The following is a 24,148-nucleotide window of genomic DNA, read 5'->3' on the forward strand; positions in this document are numbered from 1 at the left end:
AGAGCTCCTCGTTGCGGACGACGATCGACGACATTCCGCGAGGCTATCCGCCGCGGCCGCGCCGGAGCAAATCCGCCGCGCGGGACGCCCGTCCGGGCCGGCGAAAAGAAGACGCATCGACTTCTTTCAGCTTGTCCCCCATATGGGGGACAAATTGGGGGTATGCTCATGACACCTGCCCTCATCGCCGACCACTTCCGACTGCCCCCTCGTCGGCGATGAGGGCAGGCACTTTTCCGGGCTCCCCCGGACAGCGCCCGCCCGAAGCAGATCAGACGCTCGCCTCGCCGTCCCGGATGGCGGCGCCGAAACGCTTCGCCGCCACCGCGACGCCACTCATCTTGGCCTCCGTCGCTTCGGCCGCCGTCAGCGTCCGATCCGCCGCACGGAAGCGCAGGGCGAACGTCAGGCTCTTCGTTCCGTCCGCAACGCCGGGCCCGCGGTAGTCATCGACCAGCCGCACGCCTTCGATCAGCGGCGCACCGCCCTCGAGCAGCGCAGCCCGCACCTCGCCCGCGGCGGCCCCGACCGGCACGACGACCGACACGTCCTGCGTGGCCGCCGGGAAGCCGGACAGGGACGCCGCGACCACCCGCGACTGCGCGCGCTCGAGAAGCGCATCGAGGTCGAGTTCCGCCACCAGCACGCGCCCCGGGAGATCGGCCGCGGCGGCCACGGCAGGCAGCAGCTCACCGACGTAGCCCACGTCGACACCCGCGACCAGAACCCGCGCCGTACGGCCCGGATGCAGCGCCGCACGCTGTGCCTGAACCAGTTCCACGTCGACGCCGGCTGCTCCGGCCAGCACGCGCACCGCGTCCACCGCGTCGGCGAGGTCGGCCGCGACGGCCGCCTGCCCCGGCTGCTTGGCGACGAGGTTCCCCGTCAGCAGCACGGCGACGTGCCGACGCTGCGGCGGGATCGACGCGTCGAGTGCCGTCAACGTCGCGGCATCCGGCCGCACCGCGAGCGGCGGGACCGAGGAGGTGCCGTACTGCACCCCCGGCTTCGGCAGGAAGACGGTGCCCGTCTCGAACAGGGCGAGATCGACGATGCCCCGCGAGAGGTTGCGGTGGGCGACCTGCAGCAGACCGGGCACGAGCGAGCGGCGCAGGAACGGCGCCAGCCCGTCGAGCGGGTTGGCGAGTTTCACGCTCGGCAGCGCTTCGCCCGACGGCGATCCGTGCAGATCGTTCTGCTCGGAGGTGGTGAAGGGGAACGACGGCGTCTCGACGAACCCCGCCGCAGCCAGAGCGTTCGCGACGCGCCGGCGCCCCTGCTGAGCGAGGGTGAGCCCGCGCCCCGAGGGAGGGGTCGGGAGCACCGACGGGATGCGGTCGTAGCCCTCGATACGGGCCACCTCTTCGGCGAGCGTCCACTTGTCGGTGAGGTCGGGGCGCCACGACGGGGGCACGACGCTCCATCCGCTCTCGCTCCGGTCGACCGTCGCGCCGATGAGGCGCAGGGCGCGCTCCGTCTCATCGTCGGTGTACTCGACGCCGATGAGACCCGGGACGAACTCCCGGGGCAGCGCGATCGCCTCGCGGGTGTAGCTCTCCGCGAGCGAGCCCCCGAGGGAGGTGTCGAGCGTGCCACCGGCCAGCTCCACCATGAGGGTCGCCACGCGCTCCGCGGCGACGAAGGCGACGAGCGGGTCGACGCCGCGCTCGAAACGTCGCGACGCCTCGGAAGGCAGCTTGTGACGACGCGCGGTCCGCGCGATCGAGACCTGGTCGAACGTGGCCGCCTCGATGAGCACGTTGCGGGTCGCGTCGCTCATCTCGGTCGGGCCGCCGCCCATGACGCCGGCGAGACCGATCGGGCCGGACTCGTCGGTGATGACGAGATCTTCGACGTGAAGGGTGCGGACCTGGCCGTCCAGGGTCTCGAGCTTCTCGCCCGCGGTCGCTCGGCGGACCGTGATGCCACCCTGCAGGCGGTCGAGGTCGTAGCCGTGGATCGGCTGGCCGAGTTCGAGCATCACGTAGTTGGTGATGTCGATCAGCACACCCAGCGATCGGATGCCGGCCAGGGACAGGCGCGTGATCATCCACGGCGGCGTGGGGCGCGACGGGTCCACATCGCGCACGATGCGCGCGACGAACTGGCTCGCCCCGACGCGTCCGCGGATCGGCGCGGCGTCGGCGACGGAGATCGGGAACCCGTGGGGCGTGCGCTCGCGCGCGGCGTCGTGGCCGGCGCCCGGGTCGCGGAAGGCGGCGCCGGTCGCGTGCGAGTACTCGCGGGCGACACCGCGCAGGGAGAGGGCATACCCCCGGTCGGGCGTGACGTTGATCTCGACGGCGACGTCGTCGAGCCCGAGCAGCGCGATGGCGTCGGTTCCCACCGGGGCGTCGATGCCGAGCTCGACCAGACGCAGGATGCCGGAATGCTCGCTGCCGAGACCCAGTTCCTTGGCGGACGCGATCATGCCGTCGGACACGTGACCGTACGTCTTGCGCGCGGCGATCGGGAAGGGTCCGGGAAGGACCGAACCCGGAAGCGTCACGACGACCTTGTCGCCCTCGAAGAAGTTGCCGGCTCCGCAGACGATGCCACGGATGCCGCCGTGCTCCTCGCCGACGTCGACCTGGCACCACCGGATCGTCTTGCCGTTGGACTGCGGTTCGGGCGTGAACTCCTTCACCTCGCCGACGACGACGGGACCCGACAGCTCGAAGCGGTGAACGTCCTCTTCTTCGAAACCGACCGACACCAGGGCCGCCAGGACGTCGTCCGGTGCGGCATCCGCCGGCACGTCGACGTACTCGCGCAACCAGGAGAGCGGGACGCGCATCAGACCACCATTCCGAACTGCTCGCTGAAACGGACATCGCCCTCGGCCATGTCGCGCATGTCTTGGACGTCGCTGCGGAACATGAGCGTGCGCTCGATGCCCATGCCGAAGGCGAAGCCCGAGTACTCCTCGGGATCGATCCCCGCGGCACGCAGGACGTTGGGGTTCACCATTCCGCAGCCGCCCCACTCGATCCATCGCGCACCGCCCTTGAAGGTGGGGTGCCACAGGTCGAGCTCGGCGCTCGGCTCGGTGAACGGGAAGAAGTTGGCGCGGAACCGGGTCTTCGCCTCGGGCCCGAAGAGCACGCGGGCGGCGTGGTCGAGGGTGCCCTTGAGGTGGGCCATCGTGATGCCCTTGTCGACCACGAGTCCTTCGAACTGCGTGAAGACGGGGAGGTGCGTCGCGTCGAACTCGTCGGTGCGGTAGACCCGGCCCGGGCACAGGACGTAGATCGGGAGGTCGCGTTCGAGCATCGATCGCACCTGCACCGGGCTCGTGTGCGTGCGCATCACCAGGTGTCGCGCGACGGGGTCGACGAAGAACGTGTCCTGCATCTGCCGCGCCGGGTGGTCGACGTCGAAGTTCAGTGCGTCGAAGTTGAACCACTCGTGCTCGAGCTCGGGACCCTCGGCAATCTCCCACCCCATGCCGACGAAGATGTCGGACACCTGCTCCTGCAGGAGCGAGATGGGATGACGTGCGCCCACCCGCGCACGCTGCGGCAGTGCTGTGACGTCGACGCGCTCCGCGTCCAACCGCGCCGCGGTCTCCGCCTCGGCTAGCTCGCCCTCACGGACCGCGAACGCCTGATTCACCCGGCCGCGCGCCTGCCCGACGAGCTTGCCGAAAGCGGCCTTGTTCTCGGAGGCGACGTCACGCAGGCGGGCGTTCAGTCGCGATAGCGGCGACTGCTCCCCCGCATGTGCGGAGCGGGCGGCCTTCAGGTCGGCCGTGGTCGCGGCACCGGCGACCGCGGCGAGCGCGGCATCGACGGCGGAGGCGACGGCCTCGGGGGTGATCTCAGGTGCGTCGGACACGAGAACCGAGTCTACCGACGGGCGGGGATGCTCCCCCGCCCGTCTGTCGAGACGGCGAGCGCGTCAGGCCGCCGAACCGGGGTCGTTCTTGCCCGCCCCGCGCTGCGCGACGATGAGCTCGGTGTCGGTGCCGGTCTGGCCGGGAGGCTCGGCGCCCGCGACACGCGCTGCGCGCGGCGAACGGCGCAGGCCGATCTCGACGCGGTGCGCGGCGTACGACAGCGCCAGACACATGGCGACGTAGATCACGCTCGCGATCATGGCCGCGGGGATGAGCGGCGAGCCGTACTCGCCGTTCGAGCCGAGCTGCCGCGCGAAGTACAGCAGTTCGGGGTAGGTGATGATGAAGCCGAGCGCCGTGTCCTTCAGCGTCACCACGAGCTGCGCGATGATCACCGGCAGCATCGCCCGGATGGCCTGAGGCAGGAGGATCAGACGCATCACGTTGGACTTGCGAAGGCCCAGGGCGTAACCGGCCTCGCTCTGACCGCGCGGCAGCGACTCGACGCCGGCCCGGATGACCTCGGACAGAACCGACCCGTTGTACGCGATGAGAGCGATCACGACGGCCCAGTAGGGCGAGAGGCGGATGCCGATGACGGGCAGACCGTAGTAGAGCAGGAGCATGAAGACCAGCACGGGCACGGCGCGGAGGATCTCCACGATCCAGCCGACCGGGATGCGAACCCAGGCGTGGTCGGACAGGCGCCCGATCGCGAGGACGAATCCGAGCACCAGCGCACCGACCGCCGCGGCCGCGAAGGCCGACAGGGTGGCGAGGGTGGCTTCGCCGAAGCGCACCCAGATCGCGGTGTAGGTGAAGACGTTCCACTTCGTCGCGGAGAACTGCCCGGTGTCGATGAACCGCCACACGACGAAACCGATGATCCCCGCGACCACCACGAGGGTGAGCGCGCCGAGGAGCCGGTTGCGCACGCGCGCGCGCGGGCCGGGGAGATCGTAGAGGACGGAGGAGCTCATCGGGCCACCTTCCACTTCTTCTCGGCGGCGTTCTGCAGAGCCGAGAGCACCAGCACGAGCAGGACGAAGATGACCATGACCAGGACGATCGTCACCAGCTGGTTCTCGCCGTTCTCACTCATGTTGGCGCGGATGTTGCCGAGGTTGACGACCGAGAAACCCGAGGCGACGGTGGTGTTCTTCAGGAGGGCGATGAACACGCTCACCATCGGGGGGATCACGGAGCGGGTCGCCTGCGGGAGGACGACCAGCGTCATCACCTGACCGAAACTGAGACCCAGGGCCCGGGCGGCCTCGGCCTGCCCGACGGGCACCGTGTTGATCCCCGACCGGATCGTCTCGGCGACGTAGGTCGCGGTGTAGATGCCGATGCCGCAGACCGCCAGCGGCAGGAAGAAGCCGCGGGGCACGTCCACGAGGAGCGGCACGCAGAACGCGAAGAAGAACAGGACGAGGGTCAACGGGGTGTTGCGGATCCAGTTCACGTAGACCGCGCCGACCGCACGAGCGATCGGTACCGGCGAGACGCGCATGGCCGCGACGACGAACCCGAGCACGATGGCGATCGCCCCTCCGCCCAGGAAGAGGACGACGGTTCCCCACAGCGCCTGCGCCCACAGGTCGGGGTAGTCGAAGATCTGATTCACCGGTTGATTCCTGTCTTCTCGTGATCGACGAGGTCGAGGGTGCGGGCGACGCGCTCACGCCGCCCGCACCGTGTGCTCAACCGGCGGCGTCGACCGCGGGCTGCTTGCCCTCGACGCCCGAGGCGCCGAGGTTCTTCTCGAAGATCGCCTGCCAGGTCGACCCGCCATCGGTGAAGAGCGTGTTCACGAACTCCTGGAACGACGTGTCGCCCTTGGCCAGGCCGACGCCGTAGCGCTCCTCGCTGAAGGGCTCGCCCGCGATCTTGAGGTTGTCGGGATCCTGCGCGGCGTAGCCCAGGAGGATGGCCTCGTCGGTGGTCACGGCATCCACTTCGCCGTTCTTGAGCTTCTCGACGCACTGCGAGTACGTGTCGAACTCGACGACCTTCGCGGGAGTCTCCTCGCGGATGCGCTGGATCGGCGTGGAGCCGGTCACCGAGCACACCGTGGTGTCCGCGGTGAGCGAGTCCTTGCCGGTGATCGTGTCATTGTCGGCCGCCACCAGCAGGCCCTGGCCGGTGAGGAAGTACGGACCGGCGAAGGAGATCTGCTCCTTGCGCTTGTCGGTGATCGAATAGGTGCCGACGTAGTAGTCGATGTCGCCGTTGATCAGCGCCTGCTCGCGGTTGGCCGATGCGATGGCCTTGTACTCGACCTTGGACTCGTCCGCCGGGTCGTACCCGAGGGACGCGGCGATCCACCGCGCGATGTCGACGTCGAAGCCCTTGCGCTCCCCCGTGACGGGGTCGAGGTAGCCGAGGCCCGGCTGGTCTTCCTTCACACCGATGACGACCTTGCCCGCCGAGCTGATCTTCTCGAACGTGGGGCTGCCGTCGATGGTCACGTTCGACGCGACCTCGCCCCACACCGGGGCGTCGGAGGAACCCTCGCCGGAACCGGCGTCGGGCGAACCGGGGGTACCGCTGTTGCAGGCGGTGAGAGCGAGCAGGCCGGCGGCGATGACGCCGACACCCGCGAGAAGCCGAGATTTACGCATGTGATGTCTCCTTGGTTACGTGTGCTGTTCGGAGGGGATACAGGGGGATGGCACGTCGGGTCGGCCGGAGGCGGTGCGGGCAGCGGAACACCGTCGTTCCGCGCGCGATCAGTGGGTGATGAGCTTCGAGAGGAAGTCCTTCGCTCGATCGGACTGCGGGCGCGTGAAGAACTGCTCGGGCGCGGCCTGCTCGACGATCTGGCCGTCGGCCATGAACACCACCCGGTTCGCGGCCTTGCGGGCGAATCCCATCTCGTGGGTCACGACGATCATGGTCATCCCGTCAGCCGCGAGCCCCACCATGACGTCGAGCACCTCGTTGATCATCTCGGGGTCGAGGGCCGAGGTGGGCTCGTCGAACAGCATGACCTTCGGCTTCATGGCCAGGGCACGGGCGATGGCCACGCGCTGCTGCTGACCGCCGGACAGTTGCGCGGGCAGCTTGTCGGCCTGGTGGCCCACGCCGACGCGGTCCAGGAGCGCGCGCGCCTCTTTCTCAGCATCCGCCTTCTTCATCTTGCGGACCTTGATCGGGCCGAGCGTGACGTTCTCGAGGATCGTCAGATGTGCGAAGAGGTTGAACGACTGGAAGACCATGCCCACGTCGGCGCGCAGCTTCGCGAGGCCCTTGCCCTCTTCGGGCAGCGGGTCGCCGTCGATCGTGATCGAGCCGCTGGTGATCGTCTCGAGGCGGTTGATCGTGCGGCAGAGGGTCGATTTGCCCGACCCGGACGGGCCGATGACGACCACGACCTCGCCGCGATCGACCGTGAGATCGATGTCTTTCAGCGCTTGGAATTGGCCGTAGTGCTTCTGCACGTCGGACAGGACGACAAGGGGCTCGGGGCCCGCCGGGGGAACGGATGCCATTCGCCCACCCTATGAGACCGATCAGAAAGCAACCACACCGTGGCGCGCGCCTTAACCGTTCTGTAACAGCGGAATCACCCGGCGCGCTGCGCGAACGCCGTCTCGTAGAGACAGACGCTGGCGGCGGTGGCGAGGTTCAGCGACTCCGCACGCCCGTAGATCGGCAGCCGCAGCGACTGGTCCGCGTGCGCCAGCGCGGTCTCGTCGAGGCCGCGGGCCTCGTTGCCGAACAACCACGCCGTCGGACGGCTGAGCAGGTCTCGCGACGCCACGAAATCGTCGCCCCCGACGTCGGCGGCGACCACGCGCAGCCCCGCCTCGTGCACGCGCGCGACGACATCGGCGAGTTCGAGGTCCACGGCGACCGGGAGGTGGAAGAGCGACCCCGTGGTCGAGCGCACCACCTTCGGGTTGTAGAGGTCCACGGTGCGTCCGGTGAGGATCACCGCGTCCGCACCGGCGGCGTCCGCCGCCCGGATGATCGTGCCCAGGTTGCCGGGATCGCGCACCTCCTCGCAGATCGCGAGCAGAGTCGGCCCCTCGGCGAGGATGTCCTTCAAGGCGGTCGGCGACTGGCGGGCCACCGCGACGATGCCCTGCGGGGTGACCGTGTCGGCCATGGCATCCAGCACCGCCTCGGTCGTGTACTGCAGGTCGACACCGGCGTCGACGGCGGCGTCGCGCACGTCGGTGTGCTTCTCGAGGGCGCTGGGGGTCGCGTACAACTCGAGCACCGTCTCGGGCGCCCAGGCGAGAGCCTCGCGCGCGGCTTGCGGGCCCTCGAGGAGGAACAGGCCGGTCTCCTGCCGGGCGGCGCGCTTGCTCAGCTTGGCCACGGCGCGCACCCGCGGCGAACGAGGGTTCTCCAGCACGTCCCCAGTGTATGGCGCGAGCGGCATGAACCCCGAGAACCCGCGCAGAAACGCCGAACGGGCGCCCTCCGCGGAGGACGCCCGTTCGTGGAACCGGTGATTACGCGGTCTTGGCGGCGTTGACGTCGCTGGGCAGCGCGGCCTTGGCCGTCGCGACGAGCGAGGCGAACACGGCCGGCTCGTTCACGGCGAGCTCGGCGAGCATGCGACGGTCGACCTGCACACCCGCGAGGCCGAGGCCCTGGATGAAGCGGTTGTACGTGAGACCGTTCTGGCGGCTCGCGGCGTTGATGCGCTGGATCCACAGACGACGGAAGTCGCCCTTGCGCTTGCGACGGTCGCGGTACGCGTAGACGAGCGAGTGGGTGACCTGCTCCTTCGCCTTGCGGTACAGGCGCGAACGCTGACCCCGGTAACCGGAGGCGCGCTCGAGGATGACGCGACGCTTCTTGTGGGCGTTGACAGCCCGCTTGACTCTAGCCATTTCTCATTCTTCCTAACGTGCGTCGGCGCTCAGAGGCCGAGGAGCTTCTTGGCGACCTTCGAGTCGCCCTTGGCCAGGACCTGCTCCTGGTTCAGGCGACGGGTGCGCTTGGAGGCCTTGCCCTCGAGGTTGTGCCGCATGCCGGCCTGCTGCTTCATGAGCTTGCCGCTACCGGTCAACTTGAAACGCTTCTTGGCGCCCGAGTGGGTCTTCTGCTTCGGCATCTGTCTTCCTTCGTTGGGTTTCCCGGCGGAGCGGGAGTCGGGGAGCTTACTCGGCGGGTGCCGGTTCAGCGGTGCCCTCGGGGGCCGAGTCGCCACGAGCGGCGCTGCGTGCCGCCTCGCGGTTCGCCGCGCGCTGCGCGTTCTGCTCGGTCTTGACCTCGGACTTGTTCTTGTGAGGAGCAACCACCATGACCATGTTGCGACCGTCGATCGTCGGGTTCGACTCGACCGTGCCGAACTCGGCGACGTCTTCGGCGAACTTGCGCAGCAGACGCACACCCTGCTCGGGACGGGACTGCTCGCGGCCACGGAAGAGGATCATCGCCTTGACCTTGTCGCCGGCCTGGAGGAAGCCCTCGGCGCGCTTGAGCTTGGTGATGTAATCGTGCGCCTCGATCTTCAGACGGAACCGAACCTCCTTGAGGACGGTGTTCGCCTGGTTGCGTCGCGCTTCCTTGGCCTTCTGAGCGGCCTCGTACTTGAACTTGCCGTAATCCATGATCTTGACCACGGGCGGCTTGGAGCTCGGGGCGACCTCGACCAAGTCGAGGTCCGCTTCCTGGGCCAGGCGCAGCGCAGCTTCGATTCGGACGATGCCGACCTGCTCGCCGTTGGGTCCGACGAGACGGACCTCCGGGACTCGGATGCGCTCGTTGGTGCGGGGATCGCTGATGCGGGACTCCTCTTGTCTGCTGATGACGGCCGCCGCGATCCTGGCGGATCACGGGCGAAGAGGAGACGAACCACCCGGCACGGTGCTCTCGGCACCGGCTTCTGCACCCAGGCGACTCCGTGCAAGACGAAGCGGAGTGCGGGAACCCGGTAGCCTGGAGCGGCAAGCGCGGGTGGGATGTGATCCTCTTTCGTACGGAGCAGAACGCTCCGAAGCCCGCCACAGTCTAGCAGAGAGAACCACGTGGACACGATTCCCCCCGACGACGCCCTTTCTTCACAGGATGCCGAGCGGCTCGCGCGGTGGGAGGAGCAGGAGCGCGTCTCCGCCTCCGCCTCCCGCGACATCGCCGACGTGCCCGCCGTCGAGGTCATCACCACCACCGCCGTGCACCTCATGAGCGCCGCCGCGGTCAAGGTCGGACTCGCCGACGACCCGCAGCGGCAGACCGACCTCGACGAGGCTCGCAAGCTCATCAACGCCCTCGCCGGGCTCATCACCGCCGGCGCCCCCGAGATCAGCGACATGCACGCGCGGTCGCTGCGCGACGGCCTCCGCTCGCTCCAGCTCGCCTTCCGCGAGGCCTCGGTCATCCCCGACCCGATCGGCAAGGGGCCGGGCGAGAAGTGGACGGGTCCCGTCACGTAGGTCGCTTGTTCTGGGGTACCGGGCTCCGGGATGCCGTCCTCTCGAGGCAAGAACAGGGCCCCTACCCCGATTGCCTAGAGAGGACGGTATCCCTCCACCCTGTGCCGCAGGACGGCTCCTCCGTGACACCCGCGGAGCGTGAAGCGGCGGGTCGAGGTGGCGGTGGGATGCCGGTGCGGGACAGCTCCTCCGTGACACCCGCGGAGCATGAAGCGGCGGGTCGGTGCAGGACGGCTCCTCCGTGACACCCGCGGGAGTGCGGATGCGGCGTCAGGGGACTCGAGTTTCGAGGAGATGCTGCGTGATCTCGGCGAGGGCGTCGTGGCGGGCGGCATCCACGGCGATCCGGCTCGCCGCCGCACGGTACGAGGGGTCGGCGAGGACGGCATCCACGGCTCGGGCGACCTCGTCGGGCTTCGGGCTCCCGGTGCGCAGATCCACGCCCGCGCCGGTCCAGGCGATTCGCGCACCGACCTCGGGCTTGTCCTCGGTGTCGCCGGCGGCGACGACCGGGACACCCGCCGCGAGAGCCGCCTGCACTCCCCCGAACCCCCCGTTCGTGACAAGGACGTCCGTGCGCGGGAGCAGTGCGTCGTACGGGAGGTAGCTCGCGGCTCGCGCGTTGGCCGGAAGGGGGCCCAGATCCTCGACGGCGCGTCCCCCCGCGCTGACGACGACGAGGACGGGACGGTCGCTCAGCGCCGCCAGGGTCGGACCGACGAGACGCCCGAAATCGTGGTTGTCGATCGTGCCCTGAGTGACATGGACGACCGCTTCCGCCGCGTCGAGATCGTCCCACCACGGCGGCAGGGCCACGTCGGAGGCCGCCTGCGGCAGCACGCCGACGAAGTGCGTGTTCGCCGCGAGATCGGGGCGCGGGTACTCCAGGCTCGCCGGCCCGGTCTGGAGGAAGCGGTCGAACCGCTCCGACAGATCCATGACGAATCCCCGGGGGCGCGTGCCGCAGGCCGCGAGCGCACGGACCGCCGCCCGTCGGGTGGACCCGAAGACGATACGACGGGCGACCACACCCAGCGCCGCGTACCGGGCACGGTCGACCGCACCGCGCGCCGGGGGGAGGGCCATGCCGTACGGGCCCAGCACCCGCGACGACTGCGACAACGGGGTCACACCGAGGGCGAGCACCGGAGGTCGCTCGCCGGTCCGATCGAGGATCGGCAGGATGCCTCCGAACGCGCCGTCCACGAGGACGGTGTCGGGACGGATGTCCTCGATCGCCGCCTCCACGGCCGCGTGCTGATCGGGGATCGTGTCGATGAAGATCGTCCGGATGTCGTATTGAGCCTGGCGGACGCCGGAGTACTTCGCCCTCTCCGGCAGGTACAGGTCGGGGCGGCGGTCGTCGTAGTCGGCCGCGCCGCGGAGCGGACGGAAGTCCGCGCCGACCGCTTCGACGCGCTCCCGGAATCGCGTGCCGGTGACCACCGTCACCGCGTGCCCCTCGCGCACGAGATGGCCGGCGACCTGGAGCATCGGTCCGACGTGGCCGTGGATCGGGTTCGACGCCAGAAGAACGGTCACCATGGTGGCATCCATTTCGTTAGATTTGGTCTCTAACCATAGTGGAAGGATGCCATGTCCCCGCGGCCCTATTCGTCGCCCGCGCGGCAAGCGGACGCCCAGCGCACGCGGAACGCCATCCTCGACGCGACCGCCCGACTGCTCCCCCGGCGCGGCTACACCCGCACGACCATGAAGGACATCGCCGACGAGGCGGGGGTGTCGGTGCAGTCCGTGCATCTCGCGGGCACCAAGGCGGCGCTCCTCATCGCGGCCTACGAGCGCACCTTCGCCGGGGACGACGGTCCGCACAACCTGACCGAACGTCCGGCGATGATCGAGATCATGTCGCGTCCGGATGCGGACGACGCCATGGGCGGCTGGCTGGACTACGTCGCGCACGCCAACCGCGCGACCGCGGGACTCATCCGCGCGATGACCGTCGCCGCCGAGACCGACGACCTCGCTGCGGCATCCATCCGCGATCTGGGGACACGACGGCGCGCAGACCTCGGACGGGCGGCGGGATGGTTGATCGAACGGGGCCTCCTCGACCCGCGAGAGCGTGAACAGGCGACGGACGAGTTGAACCACCTCGTCGGACCCGAGACCTACGCGTTCTTCGTCACCACCTCCGGGTGGACCGACGCCCGCTACCGCGCCTGGCTCGACGCGGCGCTGCGCGGGCTGTTGGCGCGGTCGGGTCCCCGCCCCGTGTGAACGTCCGCGCGCGCGTCAGACGTCGGTGCTGCGATGCAGTTTGACCGTCAGCGAGTCCACGAGGACCGCGACACGGTCGTCGGCGGCCCAGCGACGCGCGAGACGGGCGAGCACGGCATCCAACTCGTCCTGCTCCAGGCCCGACATCAGCTGGAGGTGGACCACCAGCTCCGGGCCCCGCAAGCGCCCCGTCGGGTCGCCCGGCTGCACCGCGAGATCGAGCACCGCGAGTTCGCCGGAGATGCTCTCCTGCAGCCCGGTGAAGACGGCGGGAGCGGTATGCGCCGGCTCCCACGACTCGCCCTGCGCGATGGCCCACACCGCGGGCCGGCGCAGCACGAATTCCGTGTCCGAGGCCGGATCGATCACGATGAGCTCCGTGTCCTCGGAGGCCGCGGCCAGGGCCGTGCGGCGACCGTCCGCGGGCACCGGGCGGGCCGTGGCATCCCATCGTTGCATCGCCTCGACCGAGCTGAACACCGGCAGGACCTTGCGCCCATCCGGGGCCGCGACCGTCACGATCGACAGCTCCTGCGTCTTGTCGACCTCGAGCCCGTGCGCGCCGATGCCGTGGTCGCCCTTCTCCGCCACCAGGGGGATGAGCAGCCGCGCCGTGCGGTAGGCCTCGACGACGGCACCGGCGTCGCCGCCACCCGCGGCGAACGCCTCCAGCGCGAGCAGAAGCGCGGGATCGGCGGAGCCGTCGTCCCCGGAATGCGGATTCGCCTCGAACCGTCGCCCCTCCCACGGGACGCCGGCCGAGTCGGCCCGGTGGTCGTCAGTGCCCGGCGACATCCAGCGCCTCGGCCAGGGTGAACTGGCCCGCGTAGAGCGCCTTGCCCACGATCGCGCCCTCGACGCCCAGCGGCACCAGCTCCCGCAGGGCCGCGATGTCGTCCAGGCTCGACACGCCGCCGGACGCCACGACGGGCTTGGGCGTGCGCTGGGTCAGTTCGCGGAGCAGCTCGAGGTTCGGGCCGCGGAGCGTGCCGTCCTTCGTCACGTCGGTGACGACGTAGCGGCTGCAGCCGGCATCCTCGAGTCGCTCCAGGACCGTCCACAGGTCGCCGCCGTCACGCGTCCAGCCGCGGGCGGCGAGCGTCGTGCCGCGCACGTCGAGGCCCACGGCGATGGCCTCGCCGTAGCGGTTGATGACGTCGGCGGCCCACTCCGGGTTCTCCAGGGCGGCGGTGCCCAGGTTGATGCGGCTCGCGCCGCTCTCCAGAGCCGCCTCCAGCGACCGGTCGTCACGGATGCCACCGGACAGCTCGACCTGCACGCCCTTGACCTGCTTGATGACCTTGCGCATCACGGCGGTGTTGTTGCCGCGACCGAAGGCGGCATCCAGGTCGACCAGGTGGATCCAGGCCGCGCCCTGACGGGCGAAGTCCAGGGCGGCATCCACGGGATCGCCGTAGCTGGTCTCGGTGCCGGCCTCTCCCTGGGTCAGTCGGACGGCCTTTCCGTCGGCCACGTCGACCGCGGGGAGAAGGACAAGCTCGGGCGTGGACGCGAAATCGTTCATGGCTCCTCGTGCCGGCAGGCGCCTGTCGCCAGCCCCGGGCACGAGGTCACACAGTAGTCGCGCGCAGCCCGTCGATCCAATTCGCGAGCAGCCGGATGCCCGCCTCCCCCGACTTCTCGGGGTGGAACTGCGTCGCCGCGAGAGGACCGTTCTCGACGGCGGCCAGGAAGGGCTCGCCGTAGGTGCACCACGTGAGCACCGGCTCGGGGAACGGAGGGGTGACCTCGAGCGACCATTCCTGAGCGGCGTACGAGTGCACGAAGTAGAAGCGCTCATCGGCGATCCCGTCGAACAGACGCGAGCCCTGCCCGGCGGAGACGGTGTTCCATCCCATGTGCGGCAACACCGGAGCCGCGAGCTCCGAAACGGTGCCGGGCCACTCCCCGAGGCCCTCGGTGTCGGTGCCGCGCTCGATCCCGCGACCGAACATGACCTGCATGCCCACGCAGATCCCGAGCACGGGACGTCCGCCGGCGAGGCGGCGATCGATGATCTCGCCCCCGCGGCTGGCGGTGAGGGCGTCCATCACGGCGCTGAAGGCCCCGACGCCGGGAACCAGCAGTCCGTCGGCGTCGAGAAGCAGCGCACGGTCGGAGGTGAGGCGCGCGTCCGCACCGGCCTCGATGAGAGCCTTGACCGCCGAGTGGACGTTGCCCGAACCGTAATCGAGGACCGCGACGACGGGCTTGCTCACAGGGCTCCCTTGGTGCTGGGGATGCCGTCGACGAGCGGGTCGAGCGCCTTCGCCTGGCGGAACGCGCGAGCCAGCGCCTTGTACTCGGCCTCGGCGATGTGGTGCGGATCGCGCCCGCCCTGCACGCGCACGTGCACGGTGAGTCCGGCGTGGATCGAGATCGCCTCGAACGAGTGACGCACGAGCGACCCGGTGAAGTGTCCCCCGATGAGGTGGTGCTCGAAGCCCGCGGGCTCGCCGGTGTGGACCAGGTACGGCCGGCCGCTGATGTCGACGACCGCCTGGGCGAGCGCCTCGTCGAGGGGAACGAGGGCGTCGCCGTACCGGGCGATGCCCGACTTGTCGCCCAGCGCCTGACGGATCGCCTGGCCGAGCACGATCGAGGTGTCTTCGACCGTGTGGTGCGCGTCGATGTGCGTGTCGCCCGTGGCCGTCACCCGAAGGTCGGTCAGCGAGTGCTTCGCGAAGGCCGTCAGCATGTGATCGAAGAACGGCACGCTCGTGGAGATCTCGCTCGCTCCGGTCCCGTCCAGGTCGAGGGACAGCTCCACCCGCGACTCGCTCGTCTCGCGGACGATCGTTGCGGTGCGAGGCGTGGCAGCGGCGGTCATGCTCGCGATCCTACCGACGCCAGTGCATCGAGGAACGCCGTCGTCTCGTCCGCCGTCCCCGCCGTGACGCGCAGGTGGTGGGCGATACCGACATCGCGGATGAGGACGCCGCGATCGTAGAGGGCCTGCCAGGTCGCTGCCGGATCGTCGACCCCGCCGAACAGCACGAAGTTCGTCCACGACTCGTGCGCGGTGTACCCCAGCGCCGCCACCGTGGCGGAGATCCGGTCGCGCTGGGCGACGATCTCATCCACCATCGACAGCATCGTGTCGGCGTGCCCCAGGGCGGCGGTCGCCGCCGCCTGGGTCAGGGCGCTCAGGTGGTACGGCAGACGCACGAGACGGAGCGCGTCGACGAGGGCGGGGTCGGCTGCGAGATACCCCACGCGGGCGCCGGCGAAGGCGAACGCCTTGCTCATCGTCCGCGACACCACCAGACGCGGGCGCCCCGGCAGCAGCGTCACCGCGGACGGCTCGTCGTGGGGAGCGAACTCCTGGTATGCCTCGTCGACGATCACGATGCCGTCAGTCACCGCGTACACGGCCTCGATGACGTCGAGGCTCAAAGGAGTGCCGGTGGGGTTGTTCGGGGCGCACAGGAACACGATGTCGGGGTTCTCGCGCACCACCTGCTCTGCGGCGAACGCGGCGCTCAGCGTGAAGTCGTGCTCGCGCTCCCCCGCGATCCATTCCGCGCCGGTGGCGCGCGTCAGGATCGGGTACATCGAGTAGGTGGGTGCGAAGCCCATCGCGCGGCGCCCCGGACCACCGAAGGCCTGCAGGACGTGCTGGAGCACCTCGTTCGACCCGTTCGCCGCCCAGATCTGCTCTCGGACGAGACCGTGGCCGAGATAGTCGGCGAAGGCCTCCCGAAGGCCGGTGAACTCGCGGTCCGGGTACCGGTTGACGTCGCGAAGGGCCCGGGCGACGGCGTCCAGGATGTCGTCCGCCACCTCGGACGGAACGGGGTGGGTGTTCTCGTTCACGTTGAGGGCGACGGGCAGGGCCGCCTGCGGCGCTCCGTAGGGAGTCATGCCCCGGAGGTCGTCGCGAAGAGGAAGGTCGTCGAGGCGCACGGTCACCTCACCCATGGTAGGCGGCGACGCGCCGGGTGATCACCGCCCCGAGGCGTAGGCCGCGGGGATGGCGATGCGCTGGCCGGCGGTGACCGAACCGTTCTCGAGCGCGTTGAGGCGGGCGATCTCGGCGACGACGTCGCGCGGATCGGACGCGGGGGCGACGTCTTCGGCGATCGACCACAGGGTCTCGCCGCTCATGACGGTGATCTCGGTGAAGGCGCCGGTGGGAGCGCCCGTCTCGTTCGAGGCGAGGGCCGCTCCGCCGCCGACGACGGCGATCGCGAGCGCGACGACCACGGGAAGCGCGGCCAGGAAGGCGAACACCCGGCGTCCGCGCGCGGTCAGACGCAGGCGGGTGGTGGGGGCGGTGACGGCGATGCTGCTCATGGTGTGCTCCTCGGTGGGGAGAGATTCGCACCCCACCCTCGGCCGGGAGGGCGGTGGTGCGAATCTGTATTCCGAATCTATCTTCGATACTGTGGAGGTGTCAACACCGGCGTTATCGGAGACCGATCGAACGCGACACGCGGGAAGCTCCGCCGCGATCGAGTGGTCCACCGGATACGGTTTCGACGAGGAGACCTCATCACGGACCTCCGACATTCGAATTTCCGCCGCATCGCAGGACGCGGCGCGAGGGGAGCACACATGACCGACGCGACGACCGCGGCCGGCCGCGAACGGCCGCAGACCCGGCGCCGGAAGAGCCTCAGCGACAAGCAGCTCGCCATCCTCGAGGTGATCCAGCGCTCGATCGCACGGCACGGCTATCCGCCGAGCATGCGCGAGATCGGCGACGCGGTGGGGCTCAAGTCGCTCTCGAGCGTCACCCACCAGCTGAACCAGCTCGAGCTCAGCGGGTACCTCCGCCGCGACCCCGGCAAGACGCGGGCGATGGAGGTCCTGATCGACCTGCCCGGCACCGCCGCCGAGAATCCGGCCGACACCGCACCCGCCGTGGGCGACGCCGCCCTGGTCCCGCTCGTCGGCCGGATCGCCGCGGGAGTGCCGATCACCGCCGATCAGCAGGTCGAGGAAATCTTCCCCCTCCCCCGCCAGCTCGTCGGAAAGGGTGAACTGTTCATGCTGAAGGTCTCGGGCGACTCGATGATCGACGCGGCGATCTGCGACGGCGACTGGGTGGTCGTGCGCACGCAGTCCACCGCCGAGAACGGCGAGATCGTGGCCGCCATGCTGGACGGCGAGGCGACGGTGAAGACGTTCCGCCGCCGGGACGGTCACACGTGGCTGCTCCCCCGCAACTCCGCGTTCGAGCCGATCCTGGGCGACGAAGCCGTCGTCCTCGGCCGGGTCGTCGCCGTGCTGCGGACGGTCTGACGCCGGCTCTGCTCCTCCGGAGGCCGGATGACCATCTCGCGGTGGGCATCCGGCCTCCGTCGTTCCACGCTCTCTCCACAGCCGCATGATCGCCCGCGCCGGACGCCCCTAACATGACAGGACACATCGAGAGAGCGAGTCCCGTGTCGTCCCCCACCCCTGCCGCCGAGCCCTTGCCCTCCGACCCGGCCGGTACACGCCCCGCTCCGCCCGCCGTGCCCGATGATCCGGCCGCGGGTCGCGTGCCCGGGGATCCGGGCCCCGCTCCCTCCCTCGCCGCGGACGCACCCCTCGCCGAGGCCCCCGTCACCGTCCCGGCCGAACGTCGTCGTCCGCGCGCGAGCGTCGTGGTCCTCGCCGTCCTGTTGGCCGTCGCCGTCGTGGCCGGCGGGTTCGGATTCTTCTGGGTGGTCACCCAGCTGCAGGAGGCTCGCACGCTCATCGGCGACCAGCAGCAGCAGATCACCGACCAGCAGCGACGTCTCGATGAGCAGCAGGAGATGATCGATCGCAAAGACCAGTTCGGTAGTGCCATGAACGACCTGTACGCGACGATCGAGCCGCTCGTGGGTCTTCCCTACGCGATGATCGTGCCGTGGTACCGCGTCGAGGATCTCGCCGATCGCGCGTGGATCCACCGGCGGAACCCCTCCGCGCTCGATCAGGACGTCATGGACGTGCAGAGATTGACGTCGGAGATCTCGAGCCGCTCCGACGGCGTCAGCGCTCAGGCCGAGTCGAACGCGTCGGGGACCGCGTGGGAGGCGACGCTCGACGATCTCGGACGCGGGTGGGTCTCGACCGTCTTCGAGGGCGCCACGCCCTGCGGTGCCACGGCGCTGGCGTGCGTGTCCGGCGCGCAACCCTTCACGGTGCACGTGCGGGCCGACTCCCAGACCGATCCCACGATGACCGACTGGATCCGCACCGGCGCCGCCTACCACGAGTACGCTCACGTCCTGCAGTTCACCAACCCTCAGCCGACCGACGACGCGCTCGCGTCCTTCGGGGGCGACGCCGAGACGATGGCCGACTGCTACGCGCTGACGTTCCTCGACGGGTGGTCGCTCGATCACGAGGTCGCGATCGACGCCTACTCCTACTACGAGGTCACCGTCGGGTACGGCTACACGTGCGACGCGGGCCAGCGTCAGGTCATCCGCGACTGGGTGGGTCGGCTCGGTGTGACGCGGCAGGTCGTCGGCGGCTGAGACCGTCGCGGGTGGGCGCCCGGCCGGGTCGCGCGCCGTTCGGGTGCCTCGGGGCACGGCGACGAAGTCGCAGCGCGGCATGTCCGGCCCGGTCCGTAGGGTGGATGCCATGCCGCAGACGCTCCCCTACGGATCCTGGCCCTCTCCCCTCACGCCCGAGGCTGTGGCGCAGTCATCGCCTCGGCTGGACGGCGCGCGCATCGTCGGCGACGACGTCTGGTGGGGCGAATCCGTCCCGAGCGAGGGCGGACGCGTCACCGTGAAACGGAAGCGCCCGGACGGATCGGTCGAGACGGTCCTGCCCGCTCCGGGCAACGCCCGCTCGTCGGTGCACGAGTACGGCGGCGGCGCCTGGACGGCATCCGACGACGGCCAGCTCTTCTACGTCGAGAAGTCCGACCAGCGTGTCTATTCGCTCACCCCCGGCGGCGCGCCGCGCGCGCTGACCCCCGAGGGCGGCGATGTGCGGCACGGAGGGCTGTCCTGGCAGCACGGCAGCCTCGTGGCGGTCCGCGAGACCCACGGAGCCCAGCGGGTCCCGGAGCGCGCGATCGTGCGGATCCCGCTCGACGGCTCCGACACGGAGGTGCTCGCCACGGGAAGCGTGTTCCTCGCCCACCCGGCGCTGTCGCCCGACGGCCGCCACCTGGCGTGGATCGCGTGGGACCACCCCGACATGCCGTGGGACGCCACCGTGCTCCGCGTCGCCGACCTCGCCACCGGAGACGTGCGCGATCTCGCCGGAGGCGACCGCCGCGCACCGCTGCAGCCCGTCTGGATCGGCGACGACGAGCTGCTGTACGCCGACGATCCGGAGGGGCGCTGGAACCTGTTCCGTCGGTCGCTCGACGGTGACCCCCAGCCGGTCGCGCCGGCCGACGCCGACACCGGCGGCCCGGTCTGGGTCCTCGGGACCCGCTGGTTCTCGGCCACCGACGACGGTCGCATCATCGCCGTCCGCACCGACGGCGGCGACGAGATCGTCGAGATCGCGCCCAGCGGCATCCGTCTGCTCGACGTGCCCGTGGTCGCCGGCGCCTCGGTCGACGACGTGCGCGGCTCCCGCGCCCTCGTCTCCGGTTCCGACGCCTCGGGGCTGTCGGGACTGTGGTCGATCGACCTCGACACCGGAGCGGTCGCGCAGGTCACGGTCGCAGACCACCCGGGCGTCGAATGGATGCCGGCCGCCCGCGCCCTCACCACCGGGGGCCCGCACGGCCCGGTGCACGCCTTCGCCTACCCGCCGACGAACCCCGATGTCGTGGCCCCGGACGGCGAGCGGCCGCCGTACCTCGTCCTCGTCCACGGCGGGCCGACGTCGCACGTCGGTCCCGCCCCTTCGGCGAAGACGGCGTTCTTCACCAGTCGCGGAATCGGCGTGCTCGACGTGAACTACGGCGGTTCCACGGGGTACGGTCGCGCCTACCGCGAGAGACTGCGCGGGCAGTGGGGGGTCGTGGATGTCGACGACGTCGCCGCGGCGGCATCCGCTCTCGCGGCCGCCGGTCTCGCCGACCCCGAGCGCCTGGCCATCGCCGGAGGGTCCGCGGGCGGCTGGACCGTGCTCGCGGCGGTGACGAACACCGACGTGTTCTCGGCGGGGATCTCCCGCTACGGCGTAGGCGACGCCCGCGCTCTCGCGGAAGACACCCACGACTTCGAAGCGCGCTACCTCGACGGTCTCATCGGGCCGCTCCCCGAAGCGGAGGCCGTCTACCTCGACCGGTCGCCGTTGTCGCACCCCGATCGCTTCCGCGTGCCCCTGCTGATCCTGCAGGGCGCCGAGGACCGTGTCGTCCCGCCCTCGCAGGCCGAAGCGATCCGCGACGCCCTCGCGGCCCACGGCGTCGCGCACTCGTACGTCCTGTACGAGGGCGAGGGCCACGGTTTCCGTCGCGCGGAGACGGTGGCGGACTCCCTCCAGCGCGAGCTCGGCTTCCTCGGCGCGGTCTTCGGGTTCGAGACACCCGGCATCCCGGCGTTCGCGCTCGACTGAGTCCTCACCCGACGACGCCCCGCCGAGAGGCAGGGCGTCGTCGTGTGAGGGATCCGATCAGGCGGCGTACGGAGCGAGCTCGGCCGCGAGACGCGCACCGACGTGCGCGTGCAGGAAGGTTCCCTGCTCGCGGTGCTCCTGAGCCATGATCAGGCCGGTCTCGTGGACCGCCGACACGAGGTCGCCGCGGTCGTACGGCACGACCGCGCGCACCTCGACCGCGGGGAGCGGCAGCGCGTCCTCGATCGCGGCGCGGAGCTCGTCGATGCCCTCGCCGGTTCGGGATGACACGAACATCGCAGCCGGGGCGAGACCGCGCAGGACGAGGCGATCGTCCGGGCTCACGAGGTCGGCCTTGTTGAACACGACGATCTCGTGCCCGAAGTCGGCGTCCACGTCGCCCATCACATCCCGAACCGTCGACAGCTGCGCCGCGGGATCCGGGTGCGACGCATCCACGACGTGCAGGATGACATCGGCGTCGCCGACCTCTTCCAGGGTCGAACGGAACGCCTCGACGAGCTGGTGCGGAAGGTTCCGGACGAAACCGACCGTGTCGGTCAGCGTGTAGACACGGCCGTCCGTGGTCTCGGAACGGCGGACGGTGGCATCCAGGGTCGCGAACAGGGCGTTCTCGACCAGAACGCCCGCGCTCGTCAGTCGATTGAGCAGGCTGGACTTGCCGGCGTTGGTGTATCCGGCGATCGCGACGGAGGGGATCGTGTGACGCTTGCGCTCGGCGCGCTTCGCCGCGCGGGCGGGCGCGAAGTCCCGCAGCTGCTTGCGCAGCAGCGCCATCTTGGTGCGGATACGTCGCCGGTCGAGCTCGATCTTGGTCTCACCGGGACCGCGCGAGCCCATACCGGCGCCGCCGGCACCGACCTGTCCACCGGCCTGACGCGACATCGAGTCACCCCAACCGCGCAGGCGCGGAAGCAGGTATTCGAGCTGCGCGAGTTCGACCTGCGCCTTACCCTCGCGGCTCTTGGCGTGCTGGCTGAAGATGTCGAGGATCACGGTCGTCCGGTCGATGACCTTGACCTTCACCACGTCCTCGAGGGCGCGCCGCTGGCTCGGGGCGAGTTCGGTGTCGGCGATGACCGTGTCCGCACCCACCGCCGCGACGATGTCGCGCAGCTCCTGGGCCTTGCCGCGCCCCACGTACGTCGCGGGGTCGGGATGCGGGCGGCGCTGCAGCACGCCGTCCAGCACGACCGCGCCCGCCGTCTCGGCCAGGGCCGCCAGCTCGCGCAGCGAGTTCTCGGCATCCGCCTGCTCGCCCTGCGGGTGCACGCCGACGAGAACGACGTTCTCGAGGCGCAGCTGCCGATACTCGACCTCGGTGACGTCTTCCAGCTCGGTCGACAGGCCCGGGACGCGTCGGAGCGCCGCACGCTCCTCACGATCCCACTGGTCGCCGTCGGCGGATCCGCCGTAGGCGGTGGCGGAGTCCTGCAGGGCCTGCGCTGCGCCGAAGACCCGGACCCCGCGATGCGCGTCGGCGCGCGAAAGCACACGGTCGACCGGGTCGACCGGCGACTCGTCGATGCTCGGGGGTGTGGTCTGTTCGGTCATGTGTTCCTTCCGTCCGCGAGCGGTGCCGCGGCATCCTCGCACTTTAGTCGCCCCCACGTCGAGGGCTCCGGTCCGCTACGCTTCCTTGGCATGGGGAGCGACCACTATTTCAGCGCGTCGCCGTCGAGTCCCGAACAGTTCCGCCGCCTCCGTGTCACCCTCGCCGGGCGTGAGCTCGAAGTCGTGACCGCGGGCGGTGTCTTCAGTCCGGACCGTCTGGATGCCGGAACCTCGGTGCTCCTGGCCAACACGCCGGCCCCGCCCGCCGGTGGGAACTTCCTCGACCTGGGAAGCGGCTGGGGTCCGATCACGCTGAGCCTCGCTCTGGACGCCCCGCACGCGACGGTCTGGGCCGTCGACGTCAACGAGCGGGCTCTCGACCTCGTGAGGCAGAACGCGGAGCGCCTCGGCCTCACCAATGTCAACGCCGTTCGTCCCGAGGATGTTCCCGACGGGATCGCGTTCCGCACGATCCGCTCGAACCCGCCCATCCGGGTGGGAAAGAACGAACTCCACGGCATGCTGGAGCACTGGATCCCGCGCCTCGCGGAGCGGTCCGACGGGTGGTTCGTGGTCCAGCGCAACCTCGGTTCCGATTCGCTCCAGCGGTGGCTGGCGGCGACGTTCGCGAGCGGATTCTCGGTCCACCGTGCCGCCACCGGACGCGGGTACCGGGTGCTGCGGGTCCGTCGTCACGGCTCGCCTCCGAGTGAACCCATCGACGTCATCGCCGACGCGCTCTGACGCGTTCCGCCGGCGCACACCGCCGGTTCAGGCCAGAGCGACCTCTCCGGTGAAGACGAGGGATGCCGGGCCCGAGAGGTACACGTGACCGTCGGCGACGCGCACGCCCAGAGTTCCGCCGCGCGTTTCGACGACCCACGCATCGGGCGCCGCGGATCCGGCCCAGTGCCGCACGGCGAGGGCCGCGGCCGCGACACCCGTGCCGCAGCTCAGCGTCTCGCCGACGCCGCGCTCGAACACGCGCATGCTGATCGCGCCCACGCCGTCGCGCACGAGCGGGTCGGCCGGAACGACGAACTCGACGTTCGCCCCGTGCCGGGGCGCCGGGTCCAGCACCGGTTGATACGCCAGCTCCGCGCTGTCGAGCTCGGCGTCCGAGGAGAGCGCCACGACGACATGCGGGTTGCCGACGTCGACACCGACGCCGGGCCGCGCGACGGGCAGGCCCTTCGCGCGCACGAGCACCTCGCCGGGCTCGATCAGGAACTCCCCCAGGTCGACTTCGAAGCCGCGGTCGCTGCGGGTCAGGGTCTTCACGCCCGCGCGCGTGCCGATGCGCAGCCCACCGGCGATGTCGGCGAGTCCCGAATCGGTCAGGTAGCGGGCGAACACCCGCGTACCGTTGCCGCACATCTCCGCCTTCGAGCCGTCCGCATTGCGGTAGTCCATGAACCACTCAGCCCCCGACGCGGCCGCGTCCGCCCCCTCGTCGATCGCCACGGACCGGACGACGCGAAGCAATCCGTCGGCTCCGATGCCGAAGTGACGGTCGCACAGGATCGCGACCTGGTCGTCGGAGAGGTGGAGCTCGCCATCCGGGTCCGACACGATCACGAAGTCGTTGCCGGTGCCGTGGCCCTTGGTGAACGCGAGAGTCGCCATGGCATCCAGTCTAGGGATG

At 70.3% G+C, this 24,148-nt stretch carries 25 protein-coding genes; 6 read left to right on the forward strand and 19 right to left on the reverse strand.

Features of this window, described 5'->3' with window-relative positions; translation table 11 throughout:
* Positions 1-271: 271 nt before the first annotated feature.
* The 10 genes from pheT to infC form a co-directional block, all read right to left on the reverse strand.
* Positions 272-2,797, reverse strand: a complete 2,526-nt coding sequence (pheT, locus tag CSIV_RS04035) for a phenylalanine--tRNA ligase subunit beta (protein WP_077050146.1) — start codon at positions 2,795-2,797, stop codon at positions 272-274.
* A complete protein-coding gene (gene pheS, locus CSIV_RS04040) occupies positions 2,797-3,837 on the reverse strand; it encodes a phenylalanine--tRNA ligase subunit alpha (protein ID WP_077050147.1) in 1,041 nt (346 codons plus the stop codon). Before pheS ends, pheT begins: the two co-directional genes overlap by 1 nt.
* 63 nt (positions 3,838-3,900) lie before the next feature.
* Complete coding sequence (locus CSIV_RS04045; protein WP_077050148.1) at positions 3,901-4,818, reverse strand: amino acid ABC transporter permease; 918 nt, start codon at positions 4,816-4,818, stop codon at positions 3,901-3,903.
* Positions 4,815-5,465 carry an amino acid ABC transporter permease gene (locus CSIV_RS04050; protein WP_077050149.1) on the reverse strand — a complete coding sequence of 217 codons (651 nt, stop codon included), beginning with the start codon at positions 5,463-5,465 and terminating at the stop codon, positions 4,815-4,817. The genes CSIV_RS04045 and CSIV_RS04050 overlap by 4 nt, the downstream gene beginning before the upstream one ends.
* A gap of 76 nt (positions 5,466-5,541) precedes the next feature.
* A complete protein-coding gene (locus tag CSIV_RS04055; protein ID WP_077050150.1) occupies positions 5,542-6,462 on the reverse strand; it encodes a glutamate ABC transporter substrate-binding protein in 921 nt (306 codons plus the stop codon).
* Positions 6,463-6,570: 108 nt separating this feature from the next.
* Complete coding sequence (locus tag CSIV_RS04060) at positions 6,571-7,332, reverse strand: amino acid ABC transporter ATP-binding protein (RefSeq protein ID WP_077050151.1); 762 nt, start codon at positions 7,330-7,332, stop codon at positions 6,571-6,573.
* A gap of 74 nt (positions 7,333-7,406) precedes the next feature.
* Positions 7,407-8,204: a TrmH family RNA methyltransferase gene (locus CSIV_RS04065; RefSeq protein WP_077050152.1), complete on the reverse strand. Its 798-nt coding sequence runs from the start codon at positions 8,202-8,204 to the stop codon at positions 7,407-7,409.
* 100 nt (positions 8,205-8,304) lie between these two features.
* Positions 8,305-8,688: a 50S ribosomal protein L20 gene (gene rplT / locus CSIV_RS04070; RefSeq protein ID WP_063257942.1), complete on the reverse strand. Its 384-nt coding sequence runs from the start codon at positions 8,686-8,688 to the stop codon at positions 8,305-8,307.
* A gap of 29 nt (positions 8,689-8,717) precedes the next feature.
* On the reverse strand, positions 8,718-8,912 hold the full coding sequence (gene rpmI / locus CSIV_RS04075) for a 50S ribosomal protein L35 (protein ID WP_013583375.1): 195 nt from the start codon (positions 8,910-8,912) through the stop codon (positions 8,718-8,720).
* A gap of 46 nt (positions 8,913-8,958) precedes the next feature.
* A complete protein-coding gene (gene infC / locus CSIV_RS04080) occupies positions 8,959-9,585 on the reverse strand; it encodes a translation initiation factor IF-3 (RefSeq protein ID WP_076490814.1) in 627 nt (208 codons plus the stop codon).
* Positions 9,586-9,828: 243 nt separating this feature from the next.
* Here infC and CSIV_RS04085 point away from each other — a divergent pair, with 243 nt between their 5' ends.
* Positions 9,829-10,233, forward strand: a complete 405-nt coding sequence (locus tag CSIV_RS04085) for a DUF1844 domain-containing protein (RefSeq protein ID WP_077050153.1) — start codon at positions 9,829-9,831, stop codon at positions 10,231-10,233.
* Positions 10,234-10,503: 270 nt separating this feature from the next.
* Here CSIV_RS04085 and CSIV_RS04090 read toward each other — a convergent pair whose 3' ends face one another.
* A complete protein-coding gene (locus CSIV_RS04090) occupies positions 10,504-11,790 on the reverse strand; it encodes a glycosyltransferase (protein WP_160897461.1) in 1,287 nt (428 codons plus the stop codon).
* 39 nt (positions 11,791-11,829) lie between these two features.
* Here CSIV_RS04090 and CSIV_RS04095 point away from each other — a divergent pair, with 39 nt between their 5' ends.
* Positions 11,830-12,474, forward strand: coding sequence for a TetR/AcrR family transcriptional regulator (locus tag CSIV_RS04095; RefSeq protein ID WP_077050155.1), 645 nt, complete (start codon positions 11,830-11,832; stop codon positions 12,472-12,474).
* Positions 12,475-12,489: 15 nt separating this feature from the next.
* Here the strand turns inward: CSIV_RS04095 and CSIV_RS04100 are convergent, their stop codons facing one another.
* Genes CSIV_RS04100 through CSIV_RS04125 form a run of 6 tightly spaced genes read right to left on the reverse strand, consistent with a single transcriptional unit; the run spans position 12,490 to position 16,770 of the window.
* Complete coding sequence (locus tag CSIV_RS04100; protein ID WP_077050156.1) at positions 12,490-13,269, reverse strand: SseB family protein; 780 nt, start codon at positions 13,267-13,269, stop codon at positions 12,490-12,492.
* Entirely contained in the window at positions 13,253-13,999 is a 747-nt protein-coding gene (gene priA, locus CSIV_RS04105; RefSeq protein WP_077050157.1) for a bifunctional 1-(5-phosphoribosyl)-5-((5-phosphoribosylamino)methylideneamino)imidazole-4-carboxamide isomerase/phosphoribosylanthranilate isomerase PriA, read from the reverse strand. The genes CSIV_RS04100 and priA overlap by 17 nt, the downstream gene beginning before the upstream one ends.
* 46 nt (positions 14,000-14,045) lie before the next feature.
* Positions 14,046-14,693 (reverse strand): imidazole glycerol phosphate synthase subunit HisH, encoded by a 648-nt coding sequence (hisH, locus tag CSIV_RS04110; protein WP_077050158.1) that lies wholly within the window; start codon positions 14,691-14,693, stop codon positions 14,046-14,048.
* On the reverse strand, positions 14,690-15,304 hold the full coding sequence (gene hisB, locus CSIV_RS04115) for an imidazoleglycerol-phosphate dehydratase HisB (RefSeq protein WP_077050159.1): 615 nt from the start codon (positions 15,302-15,304) through the stop codon (positions 14,690-14,692). The genes hisH and hisB overlap by 4 nt, the downstream gene beginning before the upstream one ends.
* Entirely contained in the window at positions 15,301-16,395 is a 1,095-nt protein-coding gene (locus tag CSIV_RS04120; RefSeq protein WP_175627547.1) for a histidinol-phosphate transaminase, read from the reverse strand. Before CSIV_RS04120 ends, hisB begins: the two co-directional genes overlap by 4 nt.
* 24 nt (positions 16,396-16,419) lie before the next feature.
* Positions 16,420-16,770 carry a LysM peptidoglycan-binding domain-containing protein gene (locus CSIV_RS04125; RefSeq protein ID WP_077050160.1) on the reverse strand — a complete coding sequence of 117 codons (351 nt, stop codon included), beginning with the start codon at positions 16,768-16,770 and terminating at the stop codon, positions 16,420-16,422.
* A 261-nt stretch (positions 16,771-17,031) separates the two neighbouring features.
* Between CSIV_RS04125 and lexA the strand changes: the two genes are divergently transcribed.
* From lexA to CSIV_RS04140, 3 genes are all read left to right on the forward strand, one after another.
* The gene (gene lexA, locus CSIV_RS04130) at positions 17,032-17,721 is read left to right on the forward strand and encodes a transcriptional repressor LexA (RefSeq protein ID WP_076490821.1); all 690 of its coding nucleotides are present in this window, start codon (positions 17,032-17,034) and stop codon (positions 17,719-17,721) included.
* Between the two features lie 143 nt (positions 17,722-17,864).
* Positions 17,865-18,932 (forward strand): hypothetical protein, encoded by a 1,068-nt coding sequence (locus tag CSIV_RS04135; protein ID WP_175627548.1) that lies wholly within the window; start codon positions 17,865-17,867, stop codon positions 18,930-18,932.
* 109 nt (positions 18,933-19,041) lie between these two features.
* Complete coding sequence (locus tag CSIV_RS04140; RefSeq protein ID WP_077050162.1) at positions 19,042-20,928, forward strand: S9 family peptidase; 1,887 nt, start codon at positions 19,042-19,044, stop codon at positions 20,926-20,928.
* A gap of 57 nt (positions 20,929-20,985) precedes the next feature.
* On the opposite strand, the gene hflX is transcribed toward CSIV_RS04140, so the two are convergent.
* A complete protein-coding gene (hflX, locus tag CSIV_RS04145; RefSeq protein WP_077050163.1) occupies positions 20,986-22,503 on the reverse strand; it encodes a GTPase HflX in 1,518 nt (505 codons plus the stop codon).
* A gap of 90 nt (positions 22,504-22,593) precedes the next feature.
* Here hflX and CSIV_RS04150 point away from each other — a divergent pair, with 90 nt between their 5' ends.
* Positions 22,594-23,247 (forward strand): class I SAM-dependent methyltransferase, encoded by a 654-nt coding sequence (locus tag CSIV_RS04150; RefSeq protein ID WP_077050164.1) that lies wholly within the window; start codon positions 22,594-22,596, stop codon positions 23,245-23,247.
* A gap of 27 nt (positions 23,248-23,274) precedes the next feature.
* On the opposite strand, the gene dapF is transcribed toward CSIV_RS04150, so the two are convergent.
* Positions 23,275-24,129: a diaminopimelate epimerase gene (gene dapF, locus CSIV_RS04155; protein WP_077050165.1), complete on the reverse strand. Its 855-nt coding sequence runs from the start codon at positions 24,127-24,129 to the stop codon at positions 23,275-23,277.
* Between the last annotated feature and the right edge of the window lie 19 nt (positions 24,130-24,148).

The organism is Microbacterium sp. CSI-V (genome assembly GCF_001984105.1).
Taxonomy (GTDB): domain Bacteria; phylum Actinomycetota; class Actinomycetes; order Actinomycetales; family Microbacteriaceae; genus Microbacterium.